The sequence below is a fragment of the Thiomonas sp. TH-17 genome (genome assembly GCF_057473305.1).
Genome location: NZ_JBYCKI010000128.1, coordinates 1 through 18,594, shown reverse-complemented (window position 1 = coordinate 18,594; position 18,594 = coordinate 1). Strand labels below are relative to the sequence as shown.

The window sequence follows — 18,594 nt, the reverse complement described above, 5'->3', positions numbered from 1 at the left end:
TCGCCGTGGCCAACTACGTGCGCAGCCTCAGCGGCATGAAGCACGATGCCCAACTGGCGGCACAGGGCAAGCCCTTGTTCGCCACGGCCTGCGCGGCGTGCCACGCAGCGGATGGCACGGGCAACAAGGCTCTGGGTGCGCCCGATTTGGCCGACCCCAAGCGGCAGTGGTTGTTCGGGTCGAGCATCGAGACCATTTCTCACACCATTGAAAAGGGTCGTGCCGGCCAGATGCCGGCGCAAAAAGATTTTCTCTCGCCCGAGAAGATTCACTTGCTGGCAGCCTACGTTTACAGCATCAGCCACGGTGCGGAAGCGGCCAAGTAAGTCCAGTCCTCGATTCTTTTTATTCTCTGACCTGCATCGGGGCGCAAAATCAATTGCGCCCCGATGCCACTTGAGTCAGTCCCGTATTTATCAGCCCGGAACGTGCGATGAACGCCAAGGCGCCAGAACCCAGCGACGACGATATTTCAGCCTCTGAAGAGTGGCTGTACGAGGTCCGCAAAAAAATCTACTCCCGCTCGGTCACCGGCTGGTTCAACAACTGGCGTGTGATCATGGTGGTGTTCACCCAGGCGCTGTTCTACGGCTTGCCTTGGCTGCAGTGGGATGGGCGCCAGGCGGTGCTGCTCGATCTGTCCACCCGGAAGTTCTACTTTTTCGGCATGATTCTGTGGCCGCAGGACGTAATTTTTCTCGCCCTGCTGCTGATCATTTCGGCCTACGGTCTGTTTTTGTTCACGGCCATCGCCGGACGGCTGTTCTGCGGCTATGCCTGCCCGCAAACCGTGTACACCGAAATTTTCATGTGGATCGAGCGCAAGGTCGAGGGCGACCGGCTGGCACGCATCCGCCTTGACAGCGCCGATTGGAATGCCCGCAAGATCAGCAAGAAGACGCTCAAGCACGGGCTGTGGATTGCAGTGGCTTTGTGGACGGGTTTCACCTTTGTGGGCTACTTCACGCCCATTCTGACCTTGGCCGGTCAGGTCATCAGCGCCAGTCTCGGCCCCTGGCAGACGTTCTGGATTTTGTTCTACGGCTTTGCCACCTATGGCAACGCGGGGTTCATGCGCGAGCAGGTCTGCAAGTACATGTGCCCCTACGCCCGCTTTCAGTCGGTGATGATCGACAAGGACACGCTCGTCGTCACCTACGACACCGAACGGGGCGAGCCGCGCGGCAAGCGGGGCAAGCATGTCGATCCGCGCGCGGAAGGCAAGGGCGATTGCGTGGACTGCAGCATCTGCGTGCAAGTCTGCCCGACGGGCATCGATATCCGCGACGGCCTGCAATACATGTGCATCGGGTGCGGCGCCTGTGTCGATGCCTGCGATCAGGTCATGGACAAGGTGGGTTATCCGCGCGGGCTGATTCGCTACTCCAGCGAAAACGCCATGAAGAACAAGTGGAGCAAGCGTCAGCAATGGGCGCATCTGCTGCGACCGCGCATTCTCATTTACTCGGCGCTGCTGCTCGTCATGATGGGGTTGTTTGTCGGCGGGCTGGCCACGCGCGACCCCTTGAAGATGAACGTGATGCGTGATCGTGGCGTGCTGTCGCGCGAAATTCCCGGAGGTCTGGTCGAGAACGTCTATCAGATCCAGCTGATGAACACCACGGAAAAGGCGCGAAAGATTCGCGTCGAGGTCAAGGGGCTGGAGGGCGTTGCGGTGCATGATGGCGATGTCTACGAGTTGCCCGCGTCGACCAACATCCTCGAACCGCTGGAAGTGACCATTCCGGTCGACAACGCGAAGAAGGGCGTTTACAAAATCGAGATCATTGCCACGTCGGAAGGCGAAAAACCGATCTCTGCGTCGAGCAAGACCACCTTCATCGTCCCTTGAACACTTGACCCGCAGGAGATGTTTCCATGCAAACCGCCGCTTCCCGCCCCTGGTACCGTGAGCCATGGCCCTGGTTTTTGATCGCGCTCCCGCTGATCGCGGTTTTGGCCAGTGTGTACACCATCTTTCTCGCCAGCCGCGCCCCAGACAGCCTGGTGACCGACCACTATTACAAAAAAGGGCTCGCGGTGGGCGGCGACATTCAGCGCGAGCGACATGCCCAGGCCCTGCATCTTTCGGGGCAGATCTCGATCGCCGCCGGGCGCATTGACCTCAAGCTCAACCAGCAGATCGCTCCCGACACCCTGCACCTGATGTTGCGTCACCCTTTGTCCAAGCAGAAAGACGTGCAGATCGACCTGCACCGCGGCGCCTCAGGTACTTACAGCGCCTTCTCCCCGCCCCTTGAGGCCGTGCGTTACCGCGTGCATGTGGAAACGGCAGACTGGCGCCTCGCGGGCGTCTGGATTCCGGGGACGACGCTGACGCTCGAGCCGGGCGTCTGAACAAAACAAAGGGGCTCCTCTCGGAGCCCCTAGATTCACTTTTTGTCGCTTCAGAATGATCAGGTTTGCGGCATCAGCAATTCAGCGAGGGCGCGGCGATCAGTGATGCGGATCTGGCGCTGCGCCACATGAATCAACCCCGCGGAGTGAAACTTGGACATCAGACGGCTGACCGTCTCCAGCTTCAAGCCGAGATAACTGCCAATCTCTTCGCGGCTCATGCGCAAGACGAATTCATCGGGCGACAGGCCACGGGCCTTGAAGCGTTCGGACAAGTCGAGCAGAAAGCGGGCCAGCCGCTCATCTGCATGCATGCTGCCCAGAGAAAACTGATCTTGCTGCGCCCGCACCAACTTGCCGCCGACAATGCAATGCAGCTGATGCTGCAGCGCGGGCAGATCGCGCGTGGTGGTTTCCAGCGCGCGCAGATCGATTTCGCAGGCCTCGCTATCTTCGAGCGCGACCGTGTCGGTGAAATAGGTGTGCTGCCCCAGACCCTCCAGGCCCATCAACTCACCGGGAATGTGGAAACCGACAATCTGCTCGCGTCCGTCGGGGCTGGTGACATACGATTTGAAAGACCCCGCATGTACCGAATACACCTTGGTCATGGCCTGGCCGGTGCTGAAAAGCGCTTCGCCCTTCTGCACCCGCACGGTTGCCTGAATCACATCTCGGATACGCCCCATTTCCGACTGCTGCAGCGCAATCGGCAGGCAGAACTTGCTTTGAAAGCACACATCGCAAGGATGGGGTTTTTCCATCTGCGTAGCGGTGGGGGTCGGGGTCGATTTCATAGATTTGGATGTCGCGATATTTGCTTCAGTTGATGTTTACAGAATACAGCAGAACACCATGAATACAACCATTCCACTGACCCTATTGTTGATGGGCCTCACGGGCGGGCTGCACTGCGCCGCCATGTGCGGGGGACTGGTGGTGGCCTCCGAGCGCTCATCCACAGAGCATGTGCTCCTTCCTGCGCGTCGGTTGTTTCAAAACCAGTTGCAATTACAGGGCGCGCGGGTGTTGTCTTACACCATTTTGGGAGGAATCGCCGGTTTGATCGGGGCTGGGGTGTGGGCCGCGAGCGCGCGGCCGGTGCAACTGAGCCTTTTTACCCTTGGCAACCTGGTGCTCGTTGCGGTGGGCCTATGGATGATCCTGCAACAGGTGCTTTCACCACGCTGGCTAGCCTGGCAGCAGAAGTGGCTCGGCGGCAGTTGGGTTGGGCGTGGATTGACCCGGTTGACGCAACCTTTGTTGTCGCGGCTGCTGCCCTTCAACACCTTTCCCAAACGGCTGGGCGCCGGGCTACTTTGGGGTTTGCTGCCTTGTGGGCTGGTGTATTCAGCACTTTCTCTGGCGTTTCTCAGCGCCACGGCTTGGGAGGGCGCGCTGGCCATGCTGGCCTTCGGCCTGGGCACCCTGCCGCATATGCTGTTTGCCGGTCACACGCTGCGTTGGGTGAGTCAGCGCACCAATCAGCGCTGGTTTCACCTGGCTGCCGGGACGCTGCTCTTGCTGTTTGCCGCCTATGGCTTCTGGAAGTTGTTCAACGCGGGCAGCGAATTGCCGATGGGCGGCTGCGCCTGAGCGAAGCCCAGTTTTTAGGCGATATCGAAGGTGTGGATCTGGAAGTGCCCGGCGCGCAGGTCTGCGAAGTAGCGTTTGAGCGTTTGCGCCACGCTGCGAAAGGCGATCTGCTCCCAGGGAATGTCCGCTTCGTGAAAAAGCTGGACATCGAGGCTTTCTTCCCCCGCCTGCCATTGGGGCTGGGTGAGTTGCCCACGGTAAAAGAAATAGACCTGATTCGCAGGCAGCACATTGATGACGGCATAAAGACCATTCAGCGCCACTTCGGCGCCGGCTTCTTCTCGGGTCTCGCGAAGGGCGCCCACTTCGGTACTTTCGCCAATTTCCATGAAACCCGCGGGCAAAGTCCACAAACCATAGCGCGGCTCGATCGCCCGCTTGCAAAGCAGAACCTGCTGCCCCCAGGCCGGTATGACGCCGACGATGTTGCGCGGATTTTCGTACTGGATGTGCCCGCAGGCCGGGCAAACCGCGCGCGGACGGGAATCGCCTTCAGGAACGCGGTAGATCACCGGCGAGCCGCAGGCGGTGCAATGGCGTATGGGCGGATTGTGCATGGGGGCTTGGCTGAGTGCAGGAGGGCAGTCTATTTTGAAACCCAATGCGCTGCCAACTCGGTACCGTCTACGTACAAAAGTCCTAAACGCGTTGATGGCTTTAGGACTTTTGCACTTCTGTGCACTGCCGAAAACGATTAGATGGTGCCGGGAGCGGGACTCGAACCCGCACGCTTTTAAGGGCGCTGGATTTTGAATCCAGTGCGTCTACCGATTCCGCCATCCCGGCTGGGAGATCAGGCATTCGTGCATTTGTGCCTGACGGAAAGCAAAACGGGGAATCGAAATCCCCCGTCTATACTTTTTTGCAATTTTGGTGCCCAGAAGAGGACTCGAACCTCCACGCCTCGCAGCGCTAGTACCTGAAACTAGTGCGTCTACCAATTCCGCCATCTGGGCAACGAAGCTGAGCATCTTAGCATAAAGTTCGTGCTTGTAAAGACAGGGCCGCGCTTTTGAGGTTGATCGGGGTCCGCGGTGATAATGCACTAGTCAGAACAATGTTTGGCTTCATTTCCATGCGGCACCAAGGCCGCGACTCTGCAGTGGTCTGCAGTCAAAAAAAGGATATTCCGTGATTGTTGAAGGTATCGTGCGCGGTCATCGCGATGGTCATGGCTTTGTCACGCCCGATGATGGCGGCCCCGATGTGTATCTCCCACCGCAGCAGATGCGGACTGTGCTGCATCTGGACAGGGTGCGAGTACGTGTGGGCAAGCCCGATCGGCGGGGGCGGACTGAAGGGCAGATCATTGGCATTCTGGAACGGAGCACGCGCCCCATCATCGGGCGTTTGTTGCAGGAGGGCGGAACGTGGTTGCTGGCGCCCGAGGACAAGCGCTATGTGCAAGACATTCTGATATCGCCCGATGCCATTGGCAAGGCGCGTGCTGGTCAGGTGGTGAGCGCTGAAATCACCCAGCCGCCGCTGCCAAACGTGCAGCCGGTCGGGCGGGTGCTGGAGGTGTTGGGGGAACTCGATGACCCCGGCATGGAGATTGAAATTGCGGTGCGCAAATACGGCGTACCGCATTTGTTTTCGAGTGGCGCATCGCGCGAAAGTGCGGCTTTGCCAGACGCGGTTCGCGATGCCGACTCGGCCGGGCGCATCGATTTGCGCGATGTGGCGCTGGTGACCATCGACGGCGAGGACGCACGGGATTTCGACGATGCGGTGTATTGCGAGCCCGCGAAGGTTGGTCGCGCCAAGGGCTGGCGCTTGCTGGTGGCGATTGCCGATGTCTCGCATTACGTGCGCGAAGGGACGGAGCTCGATGCGGATGCGCTGGAGCGTGCGACCTCGGTGTATTTTCCCCGCCGCGTGATTCCCATGCTGCCGGAAAAGCTGAGCAACGGCCTGTGCTCGCTGAACCCTCAGGTGGATCGCCTGTGCATGGTGTGCGACGTGCTGATTACCGCACAGGGTGAGCTTAAGGCCTATCAGTTTTATCCGGCGGTGATGCGTTCGCAGGCGCGGTTGACCTACACGGAGGTTGCGGACATCTTGTCGAACACGGCGGGAAAGCTGGCGCGCGAGCGTGCGCCGCTGGTGCCGCACCTGCTCAATCTGCATGCTGTGTTTCACGCCTTGCTGAAATCGCGGCAGGTTCGGGGGGCGCTCGATCTCGATATTCCCGAAACGCAGATTGTGGTGAATGCCGCAGGCAAGATCGAGACCATCGTGCCGCGACATCGCAACGACGCGCACCGGCTGATCGAGGAATGCATGCTGGCCGCCAATGTGTGTGCCGCTGATTTTCTGGAGCGCAACAAACAGCTTGCGCTCTATCGCGTTCACGAAGGCCCCACGCCCGAAAAACTTGAAACGCTGCGCACCCTGCTGCGCAATCTCGGGCTCACGCTGGGCAGCAAAGGCGCGCCCGAACCTGCCGACTATCAGGCGCTGGCGCAGTCCATCGAGGATAGGCCGGACGCCCTACAGATTCAGACGCTTCTGCTGCGTTCCATGCAGCAGGCCATTTATACGCCGCACAACAGTGGGCATTTCGGCCTGGCCTATCCCGCCTATACCCATTTCACCAGCCCGATTCGTCGCTACCCCGATCTGCTCACGCATCGCGGCATCAAGGCCATCCTGCACGGTACGCATTACACCCCGAAGTTCAGCGAACGCATCGAACTCAATCGCGGTGAGCAGAACGCGCGCCGCGCGCCGCAGCGTCAGCTTGCGAGCGTGGCCCCGGCGGCCCCGGTGTCCAAGCAACAGGCCCAGGAGATGCCGATCTGGGAATCGGCCGGGCTGCATTGTTCGTCCAACGAGCGTCGCGCCGACGAAGCCAGCCGCGATGTCGAGAGCTGGTTGAAGTGCTGGTATATGCGCGACAAACTCGGCGAGGAGTATGCGGGCACGATCACCGCAGTGACCGGCTTTGGCCTTTTTGTGCAACTCGATGCCCTGTTTGTCGAAGGCCTGGTGCATGTCTCGGAGATTGGCGCCGATTACTTTCGCTACGACGAAGCGCGCGGCGAGTTGCGCGGTGAACGCACCGGCATTCGTTATGCCTTGGGCGGGCGTCTGCTCGTGCAGGTCAGCCGGGTCGATCTGGATGGTCGCAAGATTGACTTCCGTCTGGTGCGTGAAGGCGGCAAGACCAGCCCGTCGAACAAGCCTTTGCCGACTTCCGGGGAGATCAAGGGCGTCGACGAAGATGTGTTTGCGCTCAATCCGCAAATGTCGGCTGGCGTGCGCAAATCCCGAACGTCGGCAAACGGGGTGAGCAAAGGAGTAACCAAATCGGGCGGCAAGGGCCAGCGCGGCACGGCGGAGGCCGCGATCAAAACGGCAGCCGCGCCAGGTGCGAACGGCAAGGCGACGAAGGGAAAACCGTCCGCAGGTCGCAAGACCGGCAAGCCGACCAGCCCGCGCAAGCGGGCCCGCTGAACCGCTTGCAACCCGCTGCGATCAAACGCGACAGATGCCTGGACTCAAACAGCGGGCGGTACGGCGGGCGAAGCCGAAGCAACGGCGCGCTTATTGGGCCGCGTCTTGAGACGGCCTCGCTCTGAAAGCCGCATCCAGCTGCGCAGCGCGATCATGCTGGCCAGTACCATCGGGAAGGAGCCTGGAATCCACAGGATCAGGCCGCCCAGATGCTGGTCAGTCAATGGGTCTAGGCTCAGCGCGCGTCCGCAAATTTCATAGATCGGGTAATAGTCGGTCATGCTCAGGGCGAGGATGGCACCCCAGAGCATGGTCGGCAGCATGCCCAGCAGGGGCAGAAAAACCCGCTTTCCCGGCGAGAGATGGGCGGGCGGATTGGGGCGGGTGTCGAGAACCAGCCACCAGAACAAAAGGCCATCAAGCGCCATGCTCCAGTTCATCAACCGGTAGGTCGGCGCATTGAGCATGACAAAGGGGTGAAAAGACGGAATCAGCCAGAGCAATGCCATGCCGCCAAACAAAAAAGCGGCAAAGTAGGGGTTGAACAGCACGAGCTTGATCGCCCGCACAACTGCGTTGCGCTGAAAGGGTTTCAGCCAGCGCACCCTGATGCCAACGGGAATGCCGGCTCGCAGTGTGGCGAGCGGATAACTCCACATAATGAGCAGGGGCGCGAAATCATGCAGCGAAATTTGCTGCGAGATATGCACAAAAAACTGATGTTCGGCGTAGTAGTCCCAGCGGGTCTGGAAAGCCTGCCACATCAGCACCCATCCCAGCCAGAACCGAACCTGGCGCGAGACTGAAATCTTCCGTCTGCGGCAGCCGCGCACATAGAGAACAGCCGCAGTCGCCAACAGGACAAGGGCCGTTGGAGACGGTTCCCAGGGAATGAACCAACGCAGCAGGGAGTCCATGTGTGGAAGGGAAAAAAGAAAGTGCAATTCGCAATAAAACACGCACTTTAGCGCGCGACGACAGTCTCAAGGACGAGCCGCCGGCAAGACATGAAAAACCCGGCGCGAGGCCGGGTTGACAAAGCGGGGCGAAAACGGGTCAGTCGAGGGTGCGCAGAACGTCCCGAAGGGTTGACATAATCTGGTCGATCTGGCCGCGCTCGATGATGAGCGGCGGCGACAGCGCAAGGGTGTCGCCCGTGTACCGAACCAGCAGGCCGCGTGCGTAGCAGCCGACAAATGCTTCAAAAGCCCGCTTGCCCACGGCGGCAGGACGCGACTCCAGCTCGATGGCGCCAATCAGCCCGATATTGCGCAGGTCTTTGACGTGTCGTGCGTCTCGCAGGGCGTGCAGCGCTTCCTGCCAGTAGTGTGCAATGCCGTCGTCCTGCACACGGGTGAGCAGTTTGTCGCGCTTGTAAATCTTTTGCGCCGCGACGGCAGCAGCCATGGCCAGAGGATGGCCCGAATAGGTGTAGCCGTGGAAAAATTCGACGGCGCCGTCCGGAGATCCGTTCACGACCGTGTCGTAAATACCATTACGCACGAACACTGCGCCCAGCGGCACCGCCGCATTGTTCACCGCCTTGGCGGTGGTGATGATGTCGGGCGTGACCTTGAAATACTGCGCGGCAAACGGCGTACCCAGCCGACCATAACCGGTGATGACCTCATCGAAAATCAACAGGATGCCGTATTTGTCGCAAATCGCGCGCAGCCGTTCCAGATACCCCTTGGGCGGTACGAGTACGCCGGTTGACCCAGCGACGGGCTCGACGATCACGGCGGCGATATTGCTCGCATCGTGCAGCGCCACAATGCGTTCGAGATCTTCGGCGAGGTGTCCGCCCCATTCCGGTACGCCCCGCGAAAACGCCTGATGTTCAGGCGCGTAAGTGTGGGGCAGATGATCCACATTGGGCAGCAGCGAACCACGGAAAGTCTTGCGATTCGCCACCATACCGCCCACGGAGATGCCCCCGAATCCCACACCGTGATAGCCGCGCTCACGTCCGATGAACAGGGTGCGCGTTCCGTCACCCCGCGCCCGGTGATAGGCCAGGGCGATCTTCAGGGCCGAGTCCACCGACTCCGAGCCAGAGTTGGTGAAAAACACCTTTTTCAGATCGGCGGGGGCGATTTCGGCCAGCAGATTGGCGGCCTCGAACTGCACGGGGTGGCCCATCTGGAATGGGGGCGCATAGTCCATCTCCTGGGCCTGATGGGCGATGGCCGCGCTGATCTCCGGCCGACCGTGGCCCGCGTTGACGCACCAGAGCCCCGATGTGCCGTCCAGAATCTGCCGTCCGTCGTGAGAGCGGTAATACATGCCTTGCGCGCTGACGAGCAATCGGGGGGCGGCTTTGAACTGCCGGTTGGCGGTGAACGGCATCCAGAGCTGGTCCATCGACGGTAGCTCGGTCATTGCGCCAGAACGCTGAAGTTCGGCTTGATCCATGAAACTCTCCTGTGAACGGGAATGTGTGTGGCCCCGATGTTTTGGTCTGTGGGCCCCTCAAATATAGCGAAGGCGTTGCCAAGTAGCGACGCCGCGCCAAAAAGAAAAAGCCCCGCAGGGCGGGGCTTTTTCGGTGAAGCAGTCAGCTCTGAGTAGGCAGCTTTCTTGGGGCCGCTTACTTGGTGACCATGTGGGTGCCGACAACCTCAACCACGGTGCGGCGGTTGGGGGCTTGGCATTCCACTTGGCTCTTGAAGGAGCCCTTGCAGCTCTTGGGATCGACGCGGAAGTCGGTCTTGCCCTTGCCTTCGACGTACACCTTGTCAGCCGGAACACCCTGGCTCACCAGATAGGCCTTCACGGCTTCAGCACGGCGAACGGAGAGCTTCTGGTTGTAAGCCACGCTGCCGAAGCTGTCGGTGTAGCCGGTGGCGATCACGACTTCCAGATTGATGGCCTTGATCTTGCCGGCCAGATCATCGAGCTTTTCCTTGCCAGCGGGCAGCAGGACAGCCTTGTTGAACTGGAAGAAGGCATCGGCGTTGTAGGTGACCTTTTCGCTCACAGGCACTGGGGCCGGAGCGGGAGCAGGTGCGGGGGCCGGAGCGGGGGCCGGTGCCGGAGCGGGAGCCGGGGCAGGTTCAGCCTTGGCCACGACAGGCAGGCCGCAAGCTTCGCTGGAAGCGGTTGCCGGCGTCCAGAAGTTGTCTTGCCAGCACAGCTTGTTGTCGCCGTTCATCCAGGTCAGACCGTACGGGTCTTGCCAGTTGTTGATGCTGCGAGCTTCACCGGCATGGGCAGCAGCCAGCGAAGACGTTGCGAGAACCGCAGCTGCGAACAATTTTGCGATTTTTTGGGGGTGGATCATGTTATTTCCTCTCGGTCGTTGATCGTTCATCGCAGCCAGAACTGCGTGTTGCCATAATAAGCGACGGGATGCTTTGGGCGTGAACAATTGCAAGTTGTACTCGTTCACAGCCCGTGTACACGACACCCGGCGCATTCACTACTAGTAAACCCGCGGTTATTGTGCCACAGCGTTTGTGACGTTCAATTGCTGAAACGATTCGTTTACGTTCTGCCCCGAGGCGCGAATACCGGCGTTGCTGTTTCGCAACATTGGCCTGATTTTTCTGCTCCATTCCGTCGCCCATCCCGCTGCTGCGCTGAAACCGGACCAGGAAATACGGGCTGCTAACATCGTTTGCTTGACTGGGGGCGCGTCTGTTAGATGGGCGACGCCCGGTTTGTCGGGCCCGGTCTGGTCGCTCCGACGTCTGAACTATTGCTGCGAAGCACTCACTCATGTCCGTTTTTGCCAAAGAAACCCTGCCGATCAGTCTAGAGACGGAAATGCGTCGCTCCTACCTTGATTACGCGATGAGCGTGATCGTGGGTCGTGCACTTCCCGATGTGCGAGATGGCCTCAAGCCGGTGCATCGGCGCGTGCTGTATGCGATGCACGAATTGAGCAATGCCTGGAACCGGCCTTACAAGAAGTCGGCGCGTATCGTCGGTGACGTGATCGGTAAATATCACCCGCACGGTGACCAGTCGGTGTACGACACCATCGTGCGCATGGCGCAGAATTTCTCGCTGCGCTACATGCTGGTGGACGGGCAGGGCAACTTCGGCTCGGTGGACGGCGACAACGCTGCGGCGATGCGCTACACCGAAATCCGGCTGTCGAAGATCGCGCACGAAATGCTGGCTGATATCGATAAGGAAACCGTCGATTTCGGCCCCAACTATGACGGCTCCGAGCAGGAGCCGCTGCTGTTGCCTGCGCGCCTGCCCAATCTGTTGATCAATGGTTCGTCGGGCATTGCGGTGGGCATGGCCACCAATATTCCGCCGCACAACCTGGGCGAGGTGCTCGACGCCTGTCTGCACCTGCTGCGCAACCCTGCGGCGACGATCGAGGAGTTGATGGAGCGCGTGCCTGCGCCCGACTTCCCGACGGCGGGCATCATCTATGGCACTTCCGGTGTTCGCGACGCCTATCGCACCGGACGCGGTCGGGTGGTGATGCGGGCGCGTTGCCACTTTGAAGATCTTGAAAAGGGCCAGCGTCAGGCCATCATCGTCGACGAGTTGCCGTACCAGGTCAACAAACGCACCTTGCTTGAGCGCATCGCCGAGTTGGTGCAAGAGAAAAAGATCGAAGGCATCAGCCACATCCAGGACGAGTCTGACAAGTCGGGCATGCGCGTGGTCATCGAACTCAAGCGCGGCGAAGTGCCTGAAGTGGTGCTCAACAATCTGTACAAGCAGACCCAGCTGCAGGACACCTTTGGCGTCAACATGGTGGCGCTGGTGGATGGTCAGCCGCGTTTGCTCAACCTGCAGCAGATGATCTCGGCCTTTTTGTCGCACCGCCGCGAGATCATCACCCGCCGCACGGTGTTCGACCTGCGCAAGGCGCGCGAACGTGGGCATGTGCTCGAAGGTCTGGCTGTGGCACTGGCCAACGTCGATCGCATGATCGAACTCATCAAGGCTGCGCCCACACCACCGGTGGCGAAGGAACGTCTGCTGGCGCAGGCCTGGGAGCCGGGCGAGGCGCGCGCCATGCTGTCGCGCGTGGAGGGTGACATCACTCAGTTCCAACCCGACGATCTCGACGCGCGTTACGGCCTCAAACCCGACGGTTATTACCTCAGCGAGACGCAGGCGCAGGAAATCCTGCAGATGCGGCTGCAGCGCCTGACCGGCCTGGAGCAGGACAAGATCGTGAGCGAATACAAGGACGTCATGGAACAGATCGCCGATCTGCTCGACATCCTCGCCAAGCCCGAGCGCATGACCGAAATCATCGCTACCGAAATGAGCACCCTGCGTGCCGAGTTCGGCGATGCGCGCCGTTCGCACATCGAGGTCAATGCCTACGACATCGACGTCGAAGACCTCATCACCCCGCAAGACCTGGTGGTCACGATCTCGCATTCGGGCTACGTCAAGAGCCAGCCTCTGGCGGAATACCGTGCGCAGCGCCGCGGCGGCCGGGGCAAGCTGGCCACAGGTACCAAGGAAGATGATTGGGTCGAGCAGCTGTTCGTGGCCAACACCCACGACATGCTGCTGTGCTTCTCCAACCGGGGCCGGGTGTACTGGATGAAGGTGTACGAATCGCCGATGGGCGGGCGTGGCTCGCGCGGCAAGCCCCTGGTCAATCTGTTTCCGTTGCAGGCGGGCGAGAAAATCACCACCGTGCTGCCCGTCAAGGCTTTCGACGAAGAGCATTTTGTCTTCATGGTGACGGCGCGCGGCACGGTGAAAAAGACGCCGCTGACGGCGTTCGCCAACCGTCGTACCGCGGGCATCATCGCAGTCGGGCTCGATGATGATGACTACCTCATCGGCGCGGCCATCACCGATGGTCAGCACGACGTCATGCTGTTTTCAGATGCGGGCAAGGCGGTGCGTTTCGACGAGGCCGACGTGCGCCCGATGGGCCGCGAGGCGCGTGGGGTGCGCGGCATGCAGCTTGAAGCGGATCAAACCGTCATTGCTTTGCTGGTGGCCGAAGACGAAACCCAAAGCGTGCTCACGGCCACGGAAAACGGCTACGGCAAGCGCACGTCCATCACCGAATACACCCGTCATGGGCGCGGCACCAAGGGCATGATCGCCATCCAGACCTCGGAGCGCAACGGCAAGGTGGTCGCCGCCTGCCTGGTGCGCACCAGCGATGAAATCATGCTCATCACCGATACCGGCGTGCTGGTGCGCACGCGGGTGGAAGAGATTCGTGAAATGGGCCGTGCTACGCAGGGCGTCACCCTGATCGCGCTTGACGCCAAGGCGCAGCTCATCCAGGTGCAGCCGGTGGTGGAGGCGGACGACGACGAGTTGCCCCCGACCGAACTGCCCCCGGCGGAAGACGGCGGCGCCGACACGGCGGCGGAGTGAGCCGGTATGGACAAGCTACGTCCCTACAACTTTTCCGCCGGGCCGGCCGCCATTCCTGAAGAGGTGCTGCAACAGGCGGCTGCCGAGATGCTCGACTGGCACGGCTGCGGCATGAGCGTAATGGAGATGAGCCATCGCGGGCCGCAGTTCGAATCCATCATCGCGCAGGCCGAGGCGGATCTGCGCGAGTTGCTGCAGATTCCCGAGAACTACGCCGTGCTGTTCATGCAAGGCGGGGCGATTGCAGAGAACGCCATTCTTCCGCTCAATCTTTCGCGCGGGGCCAAGGCCGATTATGTGGTGACGGGAAGCTGGTCGCAAAAAAGCCAGCAGGAAGCCCGCAAGTATTGCGACGTGCACCTGAGCGCCAGCGCCCACGACGAGCAGGGCTACGGCAGCATTCCAGACAACGCCGCCTGGAGCATCCGCCCCGACGCGCAATACCTGCACCTCTGCACCAACGAGACCATCGACGGCGTGGAATTCCACTTCGTGCCCGACAGCCACGGCGTGCCGCTGGTGGCCGACATGTCCTCGCATCTGCTGTCGCGCGCGGTGGACGTTTCGCGCTACGCCTGCATCTATGGCGGGGCGCAAAAAAACATCGGCCCGGCCGGGCTGACGCTGGTCATCATCCGCCGCGACCTGCTGGGCCATGCCCTGCCGCATTGCCCCAGCGCCTTCGACTACGCCGTAGTGGCGGCCAACCATTCCATGTTCAACACGCCGCCCACTTACGCGATCTACGTCGCCGGGCTGGTGTTGCAATGGATCAAGCGCCAGCGTTTCCAAGGGCTGGAGGGATTGGCGGCAGTGGAGGCGCGCAATATCGCCAAGGCGCACCTGCTGTACGACGCGCTCGATGCCTCTGATCTGTATGAAACCCGGGTGGGGCGCGACTGCCGCTCGCGCATGAACGTGCCGTTTCATCTGCGTGATACCGCTTTGAACACCGCTTTCCTGCAAGGCGCCGAGGCGGCCGGGCTGCTGCAACTCAAGGGGCATAAATCGGTGGGGGGTATGCGGGCCTCGATCTACAACGCCATGCCGCTTGAAGGCGTGCAGGCGCTGGTGAGCTATCTGCAAGACTTTGAAAAACGCCACGGCTGAAATCTGATGAGCCAAGATTCCCAAGATGACCTGAGCCCCTGGCGCGACCAGATCGACGCCCTCGACAAACAGATTCTGGCGCTGCTCAACCAGCGGGCCGAAGCCGCGCAGCAGATTGGCCATATCAAGCAGCGCTTGAATATGCCCGTGTTCCGTCCCGAGCGCGAACGCCAGGTGATCGAAAAGCTACATGAGCACAATACCGGGCCGCTGCGCGATGCCGGGGTGAGCGCCATCTGGCGCGAAGTCATGTCGGCCTGCCGCGCGCTGGAGGCGCCGCAGCGCGTGGCGTATCTCGGCCCGGCCGGCACGTTCAGCGAGCAGGCGGCGCGGCGGTTCTTCGGCGCCAGTGCCCAGGGCTTTCCCTGCGCGACCATCGACGATGTGTTCCGCAGCTATCTGAGTGGTGAGAGCGAATTCGCCATCGTGCCAGTGGAAAACAGTACCGAAGGCGCGGTGGCACGCAGCATGGATCTGTTGCTCGCCCACCCCGTGCATCTGTGCGGCGAAGTCAGCCTGCCCGTGCGGCATTTCCTCATGCGGCAGACACCTGATCTGCAGGGCATCCAGACGGTCGCTGCGCACCCTCAAGCTTTGGCCCAGTGCGCGGGCTGGCTGCGTGCGCATCTGCCAAATGCCGAAATTCGACCCGTATCGAGCAATGCCGAGGGCGCCCGGCTGGCTTCGGAAGACGCCGGCATCGCCGGGATCGCCGCCGAGGCGACCGCGGTGCTTTATGGCCTGCACATCGCCGCGCGCGCCATTCAGGACGAGGCGCAGAACACCACGCGCTTTGTCGTGCTCGGCGCGGCCCAGCCCGAGCCCACCGGGTCCGACCGCACCAGCCTCATTCTCTCCGTGCCCAACCGCGCCGGAGCGGTGTACGACCTGCTCAAACCGCTGGCCGCGCACGGGGTGAGCATGACCCGGTTCGAGTCGCGCCCGGCGCGCTCGGGCGAATGGGAATACGCTTTTTACATTGACGTCGAAGGGCATCAAGACGAACCCCGTGTGGTGACGGCCTTGCGCGAGCTGCAGTCGGTCTGCGCGATGTACAAGTGCCTGGGCTCCTACCCCATCGATAAAAAACCACGCGACAACTGAGCACGGCTCGCATCTCCCGAGAGTTTGAACATGTCAGAACAACCCGCCACCCAAGCCCGCTGGGGCGCTGATTACGTCCAGGCCATTTCGCCCTACATCGGAGGCAAGCCCATCGCCGAGGTAGCGCGGCAGTTTGGTTTGCAGCCAGAGCGCATCGTCAAGCTGGCCTCGAATGAAAACCCGCTGGGTATGTCGCCCAAGGCGCGCGAGGCCATGATGGCCGCGCTGGCCGACAGCACCCGCTACCCCGACAACGACGGCTACGCGCTGAAACAGGCGCTGGCAAGCAAGCTGAGTGTTCCGGCCGAGTGGATCACCCTCGGCCATGGTTCGAGCGACCTGCTGGAAATGGCCGCGCGCGCTTTGCTGACCGACGCCGATGCCGGCATGTATTCGCGCTACAGCTTCATCGTTTATACGCAAGCGGTGCAGGGCGTGGGCGCAACGCATCAGATAGTGCCCGACCGCGACTTTGGTCACGACCTGCCGGCCATGCTGGCCGCCATCACCTCGCAGACCAAGTTGATTTTTGTGGCGAACCCCAACAATCCAACCGGTACGTTTTTGCCTGCGGGCGAACTGCACGACTTTCTGCGCAAGGTGCCGCCGCACATCGCGGTGGTGCTCGACGAAGCCTATGTGGAATACATCGAACCCGCGCTGCGTTACGACAGCATGGCCTGGGTGCGCGAATTTCCCAATCTCATCGTTTCGCGCACGTTTTCCAAGGCATACGGCCTGGCGGGCCTGCGCATGGGCTACGGCGTGTCGCAGCCGGCGCTGACCGATGTGCTCAACCGCGTGCGCTCGGCCTTCAACACCAGCACGCTGGGCCAGGCCGCGGCGCTTGCCGCGCTGGACGATCTGGCCTTCATCGATCAGGCCTATGCGGTCAACCGTGCCGGTCAGGCGCAGCTGGCTGCGGCGTTCGATGCGCTGGGCCTGCGCTACGTCCCCTCGCAAGGCAACTTCATTCTGGTGAAGGTGGGCGATGACGCAAAGGCTGGCGCGCGGGTGAATCTGGCGCTGTTGCAGCGCGGCGTGATCGCCCGTCCGGTGGACAACTACGGACTGCCCCAATGGCTGCGCATTTCGGTGGGTACCGAGGCAGAAAACGCCACCTGCATCGCCGCGCTGCGCGACCACTATGCCGGCAGCTGAGGCCATGGACACCGTGATCGGCGACGAAGCCTCTGTGCAGTTCGAACGTCTGGCCATCCTCGGGGTCGGCCTGCTCGGCGGCTCTTTTGCCCTGGCTGCGCGTCGGGCCAAGCTGGCACGGCGCATCGTGGGCTACAGCAAGTCGCCTACGACCACCCGCACCGCGCTGGAACGCGGCATCATCGACGAAGAGGCCGATTCGGCGCTGCGTGCAGTGCATGGCGCCGATCTCGTGCTGCTGGCCGTGCCGGTGGTGTCCACCGGCGATCTGCTCAAGCAGCTGCGGCACGGGCTCGAACCCCACGCCCTGGTGATGGATGTGGGCAGCACCAAGGGCAATGTGGCGGCGGCGGCGCAGTCGCAGCTCGGCGCACGGCAAAGCCAGTTCGTGCCCTGCCATCCCATAGCGGGCAAGGAAAAGAGCGGGGTTCTGCATGCCGAAGCCGGTTTGTTCGACGGCAAGCGCGTGGTCATCACGCCGCTTGCGGCCAACAGCGACAGCTTTGTGGACATCGCCACTCAGGCGTGGGAGTCGATTGGCGGAGTGGTCTCGGTGATGTCGCCCGAAGAACACGACGCGGCCTTTGCTGCCGTCAGCCACCTGCCGCATCTGCTGGCGTTCAGCTATGTGTATGCGCTCTCCAGCCAGCCGCAGGGCAGCGCTTTTCTGCAACTGGCCGGGCCGGGGTTTCGCGACTTCAGCCGCATCGCCGGGGGCGATCCGCACATGTGGCGCGACGTGCTGCAGGCCAATCGCGACGAAGTGCTGCGACAACTGCAACTCTACAAACAGGCGCTGGCGGGTTTTGAAGCGCAGATTCAGCAGGGCAACTGGAGCGCGGTCGAGGGGTTGATCCGCCGCGCCAGTCAGGTGCGGCAGGGCTGGGACGCTCCAGCGTCGTCTGATGATGAAGTCTGAGGCGCGCGATCTGCCGCCGCTCATCGGCGCCGGCGGACGGGTGATCCTGCCCGGTTCCAAGAGCATTTCCAATCGCGTCTTGCTGCTGGCGGCGCTGGCCGAGGGACAGACCGAGATCACCGGCCTGCTCGATTCCGACGATACCCGCGTGATGCTCGCTGCGCTGCAGTCTCTGGGCATTGCGTTGAAGCGCGACGGCAGCACCGCCCGCGTGCAAGGCGGGGCAGGGCGCTTTCCGGCAGCGCAGGCCGATCTGTTCATGGGCAACGCGGGCACCGCGATCCGCCCGCTCACCGCCGCGCTGGCGCTGCTGGGGGGCGACTATGCGCTGCACGGCGTGCCCCGCATGCATGAGCGCCCGATCGGCGATCTGGTCGATGCGCTGCGGCAATTCGGTTGTGACATCCGCTACACCGGGCAGGAAGGCTATCCGCCGCTGCACATCGGGGCCAGCCATTTCCGTCTGAATGGCGACGTGGCCGTGCGGGGCGATGTCTCCAGCCAGTTTCTCACCGCCCTGCTGCTGGCGCTACCGCTCAAGGCGAGCGATCACGACATCG

General features: G+C 61.7%; 15 protein-coding genes, 2 tRNA genes and 1 pseudogene. 11 read left to right on the top strand and 7 right to left on the bottom strand.

Going from position 1 to position 18,594, the window contains the following annotated elements; translation table 11 throughout:
• The 3 genes from AC2VLV_RS07730 to AC2VLV_RS07720 all read left to right on the top strand — a co-directional run.
• Positions 1-326: c-type cytochrome (locus AC2VLV_RS07730; protein WP_486989425.1), on the top strand; the 326-nt coding region annotated here is incomplete at its 5' end.
• Between the two features lie 107 nt (positions 327-433).
• Positions 434-1,852 (top strand): cytochrome c oxidase accessory protein CcoG, encoded by a 1,419-nt coding sequence (ccoG, locus tag AC2VLV_RS07725; protein WP_486989424.1) that lies wholly within the window; start codon positions 434-436, stop codon positions 1,850-1,852.
• 26 nt (positions 1,853-1,878) lie between these two features.
• Complete coding sequence (locus tag AC2VLV_RS07720) at positions 1,879-2,358, top strand: FixH family protein (protein ID WP_486989423.1); 480 nt, start codon at positions 1,879-1,881, stop codon at positions 2,356-2,358.
• Between the two features lie 59 nt (positions 2,359-2,417).
• Here the strand turns inward: AC2VLV_RS07720 and AC2VLV_RS07715 are convergent, their stop codons facing one another.
• Positions 2,418-3,155 carry a helix-turn-helix domain-containing protein gene (locus AC2VLV_RS07715; protein ID WP_486989422.1) on the bottom strand — a complete coding sequence of 246 codons (738 nt, stop codon included), beginning with the start codon at positions 3,153-3,155 and terminating at the stop codon, positions 2,418-2,420.
• A gap of 58 nt (positions 3,156-3,213) precedes the next feature.
• On the opposite strand from AC2VLV_RS07715, the gene AC2VLV_RS07710 reads away from it, so the two are divergent.
• Positions 3,214-3,954, top strand: a complete 741-nt coding sequence (locus AC2VLV_RS07710) for a sulfite exporter TauE/SafE family protein (protein WP_486989421.1) — start codon at positions 3,214-3,216, stop codon at positions 3,952-3,954.
• Positions 3,955-3,968: 14 nt separating this feature from the next.
• Here AC2VLV_RS07710 and AC2VLV_RS07705 read toward each other — a convergent pair whose 3' ends face one another.
• From AC2VLV_RS07705 to AC2VLV_RS07695, 3 genes are all read right to left on the bottom strand, one after another.
• Positions 3,969-4,511 carry an NUDIX hydrolase gene (locus AC2VLV_RS07705; protein WP_486989420.1) on the bottom strand — a complete coding sequence of 181 codons (543 nt, stop codon included), beginning with the start codon at positions 4,509-4,511 and terminating at the stop codon, positions 3,969-3,971.
• A gap of 142 nt (positions 4,512-4,653) precedes the next feature.
• A tRNA-Leu gene (locus AC2VLV_RS07700) sits at positions 4,654-4,740 on the bottom strand.
• An 85-nt stretch (positions 4,741-4,825) separates the two neighbouring features.
• A tRNA-Leu gene (locus tag AC2VLV_RS07695) sits at positions 4,826-4,910 on the bottom strand.
• A gap of 175 nt (positions 4,911-5,085) precedes the next feature.
• Between AC2VLV_RS07695 and rnr the strand changes: the two genes are divergently transcribed.
• Positions 5,086-7,413, top strand: a complete 2,328-nt coding sequence (rnr, locus tag AC2VLV_RS07690) for a ribonuclease R (RefSeq protein ID WP_486989419.1) — start codon at positions 5,086-5,088, stop codon at positions 7,411-7,413.
• 44 nt (positions 7,414-7,457) lie between these two features.
• Here the strand turns inward: rnr and AC2VLV_RS07685 are convergent, their stop codons facing one another.
• The 3 genes from AC2VLV_RS07685 to ompA form a co-directional block, all read right to left on the bottom strand.
• The gene (locus AC2VLV_RS07685; protein WP_486989418.1) at positions 7,458-8,330 is read right to left on the bottom strand and encodes a cytochrome c oxidase assembly protein; all 873 of its coding nucleotides are present in this window, start codon (positions 8,328-8,330) and stop codon (positions 7,458-7,460) included.
• Between the two features lie 139 nt (positions 8,331-8,469).
• Positions 8,470-9,828 carry an omega-aminotransferase AptA gene (aptA, locus tag AC2VLV_RS07680; RefSeq protein WP_486989417.1) on the bottom strand — a complete coding sequence of 453 codons (1,359 nt, stop codon included), beginning with the start codon at positions 9,826-9,828 and terminating at the stop codon, positions 8,470-8,472.
• 175 nt (positions 9,829-10,003) lie between these two features.
• Entirely contained in the window at positions 10,004-10,696 is a 693-nt protein-coding gene (gene ompA, locus AC2VLV_RS07675; RefSeq protein WP_486989416.1) for an outer membrane protein OmpA, read from the bottom strand.
• 437 nt (positions 10,697-11,133) lie between these two features.
• Between ompA and gyrA the strand changes: the two genes are divergently transcribed.
• The 6 genes and pseudogenes from gyrA to AC2VLV_RS07645 all read left to right on the top strand — a co-directional run.
• Positions 11,134-13,740, top strand: coding sequence for a DNA gyrase subunit A (gene gyrA, locus AC2VLV_RS07670; protein ID WP_486989415.1), 2,607 nt, complete (start codon positions 11,134-11,136; stop codon positions 13,738-13,740).
• Positions 13,741-13,746: 6 nt separating this feature from the next.
• Positions 13,747-14,850, top strand: a complete 1,104-nt coding sequence (gene serC / locus AC2VLV_RS07665) for a 3-phosphoserine/phosphohydroxythreonine transaminase (RefSeq protein ID WP_486989414.1) — start codon at positions 13,747-13,749, stop codon at positions 14,848-14,850.
• Between the two features lie 6 nt (positions 14,851-14,856).
• Positions 14,857-15,954: a prephenate dehydratase gene (gene pheA, locus AC2VLV_RS07660; RefSeq protein ID WP_486989413.1), complete on the top strand. Its 1,098-nt coding sequence runs from the start codon at positions 14,857-14,859 to the stop codon at positions 15,952-15,954.
• 30 nt (positions 15,955-15,984) lie between these two features.
• On the top strand, positions 15,985-17,115 hold the full coding sequence (gene hisC / locus AC2VLV_RS07655; RefSeq protein ID WP_486989412.1) for a histidinol-phosphate transaminase: 1,131 nt from the start codon (positions 15,985-15,987) through the stop codon (positions 17,113-17,115).
• A gap of 4 nt (positions 17,116-17,119) precedes the next feature.
• Complete coding sequence (locus AC2VLV_RS07650; RefSeq protein ID WP_486989411.1) at positions 17,120-18,034, top strand: prephenate dehydrogenase; 915 nt, start codon at positions 17,120-17,122, stop codon at positions 18,032-18,034.
• Positions 18,024-18,594 (top strand): annotated as a pseudogene (locus tag AC2VLV_RS07645) (bifunctional 3-phosphoshikimate 1-carboxyvinyltransferase/cytidylate kinase); the annotation flags it as partial. The gene AC2VLV_RS07650 and the pseudogene AC2VLV_RS07645, both read left to right, overlap by 11 nt.

Coding starts and splice junctions, on each gene's coding strand:
- ccoG (WP_486989424.1), top strand. CDS start 434: ATGAACGCCAAGGCGCCAGAACCCAGCGACGACGATATTTCAGCCTCT.
- AC2VLV_RS07720 (WP_486989423.1), top strand. CDS start 1,879: ATGCAAACCGCCGCTTCCCGCCCCTGGTACCGTGAGCCATGGCCCTGG.
- AC2VLV_RS07715 (WP_486989422.1), bottom strand. CDS start 3,155: ATGAAATCGACCCCGACCCCCACCGCTACGCAGATGGAAAAACCCCAT.
- AC2VLV_RS07710 (WP_486989421.1), top strand. CDS start 3,214: ATGAATACAACCATTCCACTGACCCTATTGTTGATGGGCCTCACGGGC.
- AC2VLV_RS07705 (WP_486989420.1), bottom strand. CDS start 4,511: ATGCACAATCCGCCCATACGCCATTGCACCGCCTGCGGCTCGCCGGTG.
- AC2VLV_RS07685 (WP_486989418.1), bottom strand. CDS start 8,330: ATGGACTCCCTGCTGCGTTGGTTCATTCCCTGGGAACCGTCTCCAACG.
- aptA (WP_486989417.1), bottom strand. CDS start 9,828: ATGGATCAAGCCGAACTTCAGCGTTCTGGCGCAATGACCGAGCTACCG.
- ompA (WP_486989416.1), bottom strand. CDS start 10,696: ATGATCCACCCCCAAAAAATCGCAAAATTGTTCGCAGCTGCGGTTCTC.
- gyrA (WP_486989415.1), top strand. CDS start 11,134: ATGTCCGTTTTTGCCAAAGAAACCCTGCCGATCAGTCTAGAGACGGAA.
- serC (WP_486989414.1), top strand. CDS start 13,747: ATGGACAAGCTACGTCCCTACAACTTTTCCGCCGGGCCGGCCGCCATT.
- pheA (WP_486989413.1), top strand. CDS start 14,857: ATGAGCCAAGATTCCCAAGATGACCTGAGCCCCTGGCGCGACCAGATC.
- hisC (WP_486989412.1), top strand. CDS start 15,985: ATGTCAGAACAACCCGCCACCCAAGCCCGCTGGGGCGCTGATTACGTC.
- AC2VLV_RS07650 (WP_486989411.1), top strand. CDS start 17,120: ATGGACACCGTGATCGGCGACGAAGCCTCTGTGCAGTTCGAACGTCTG.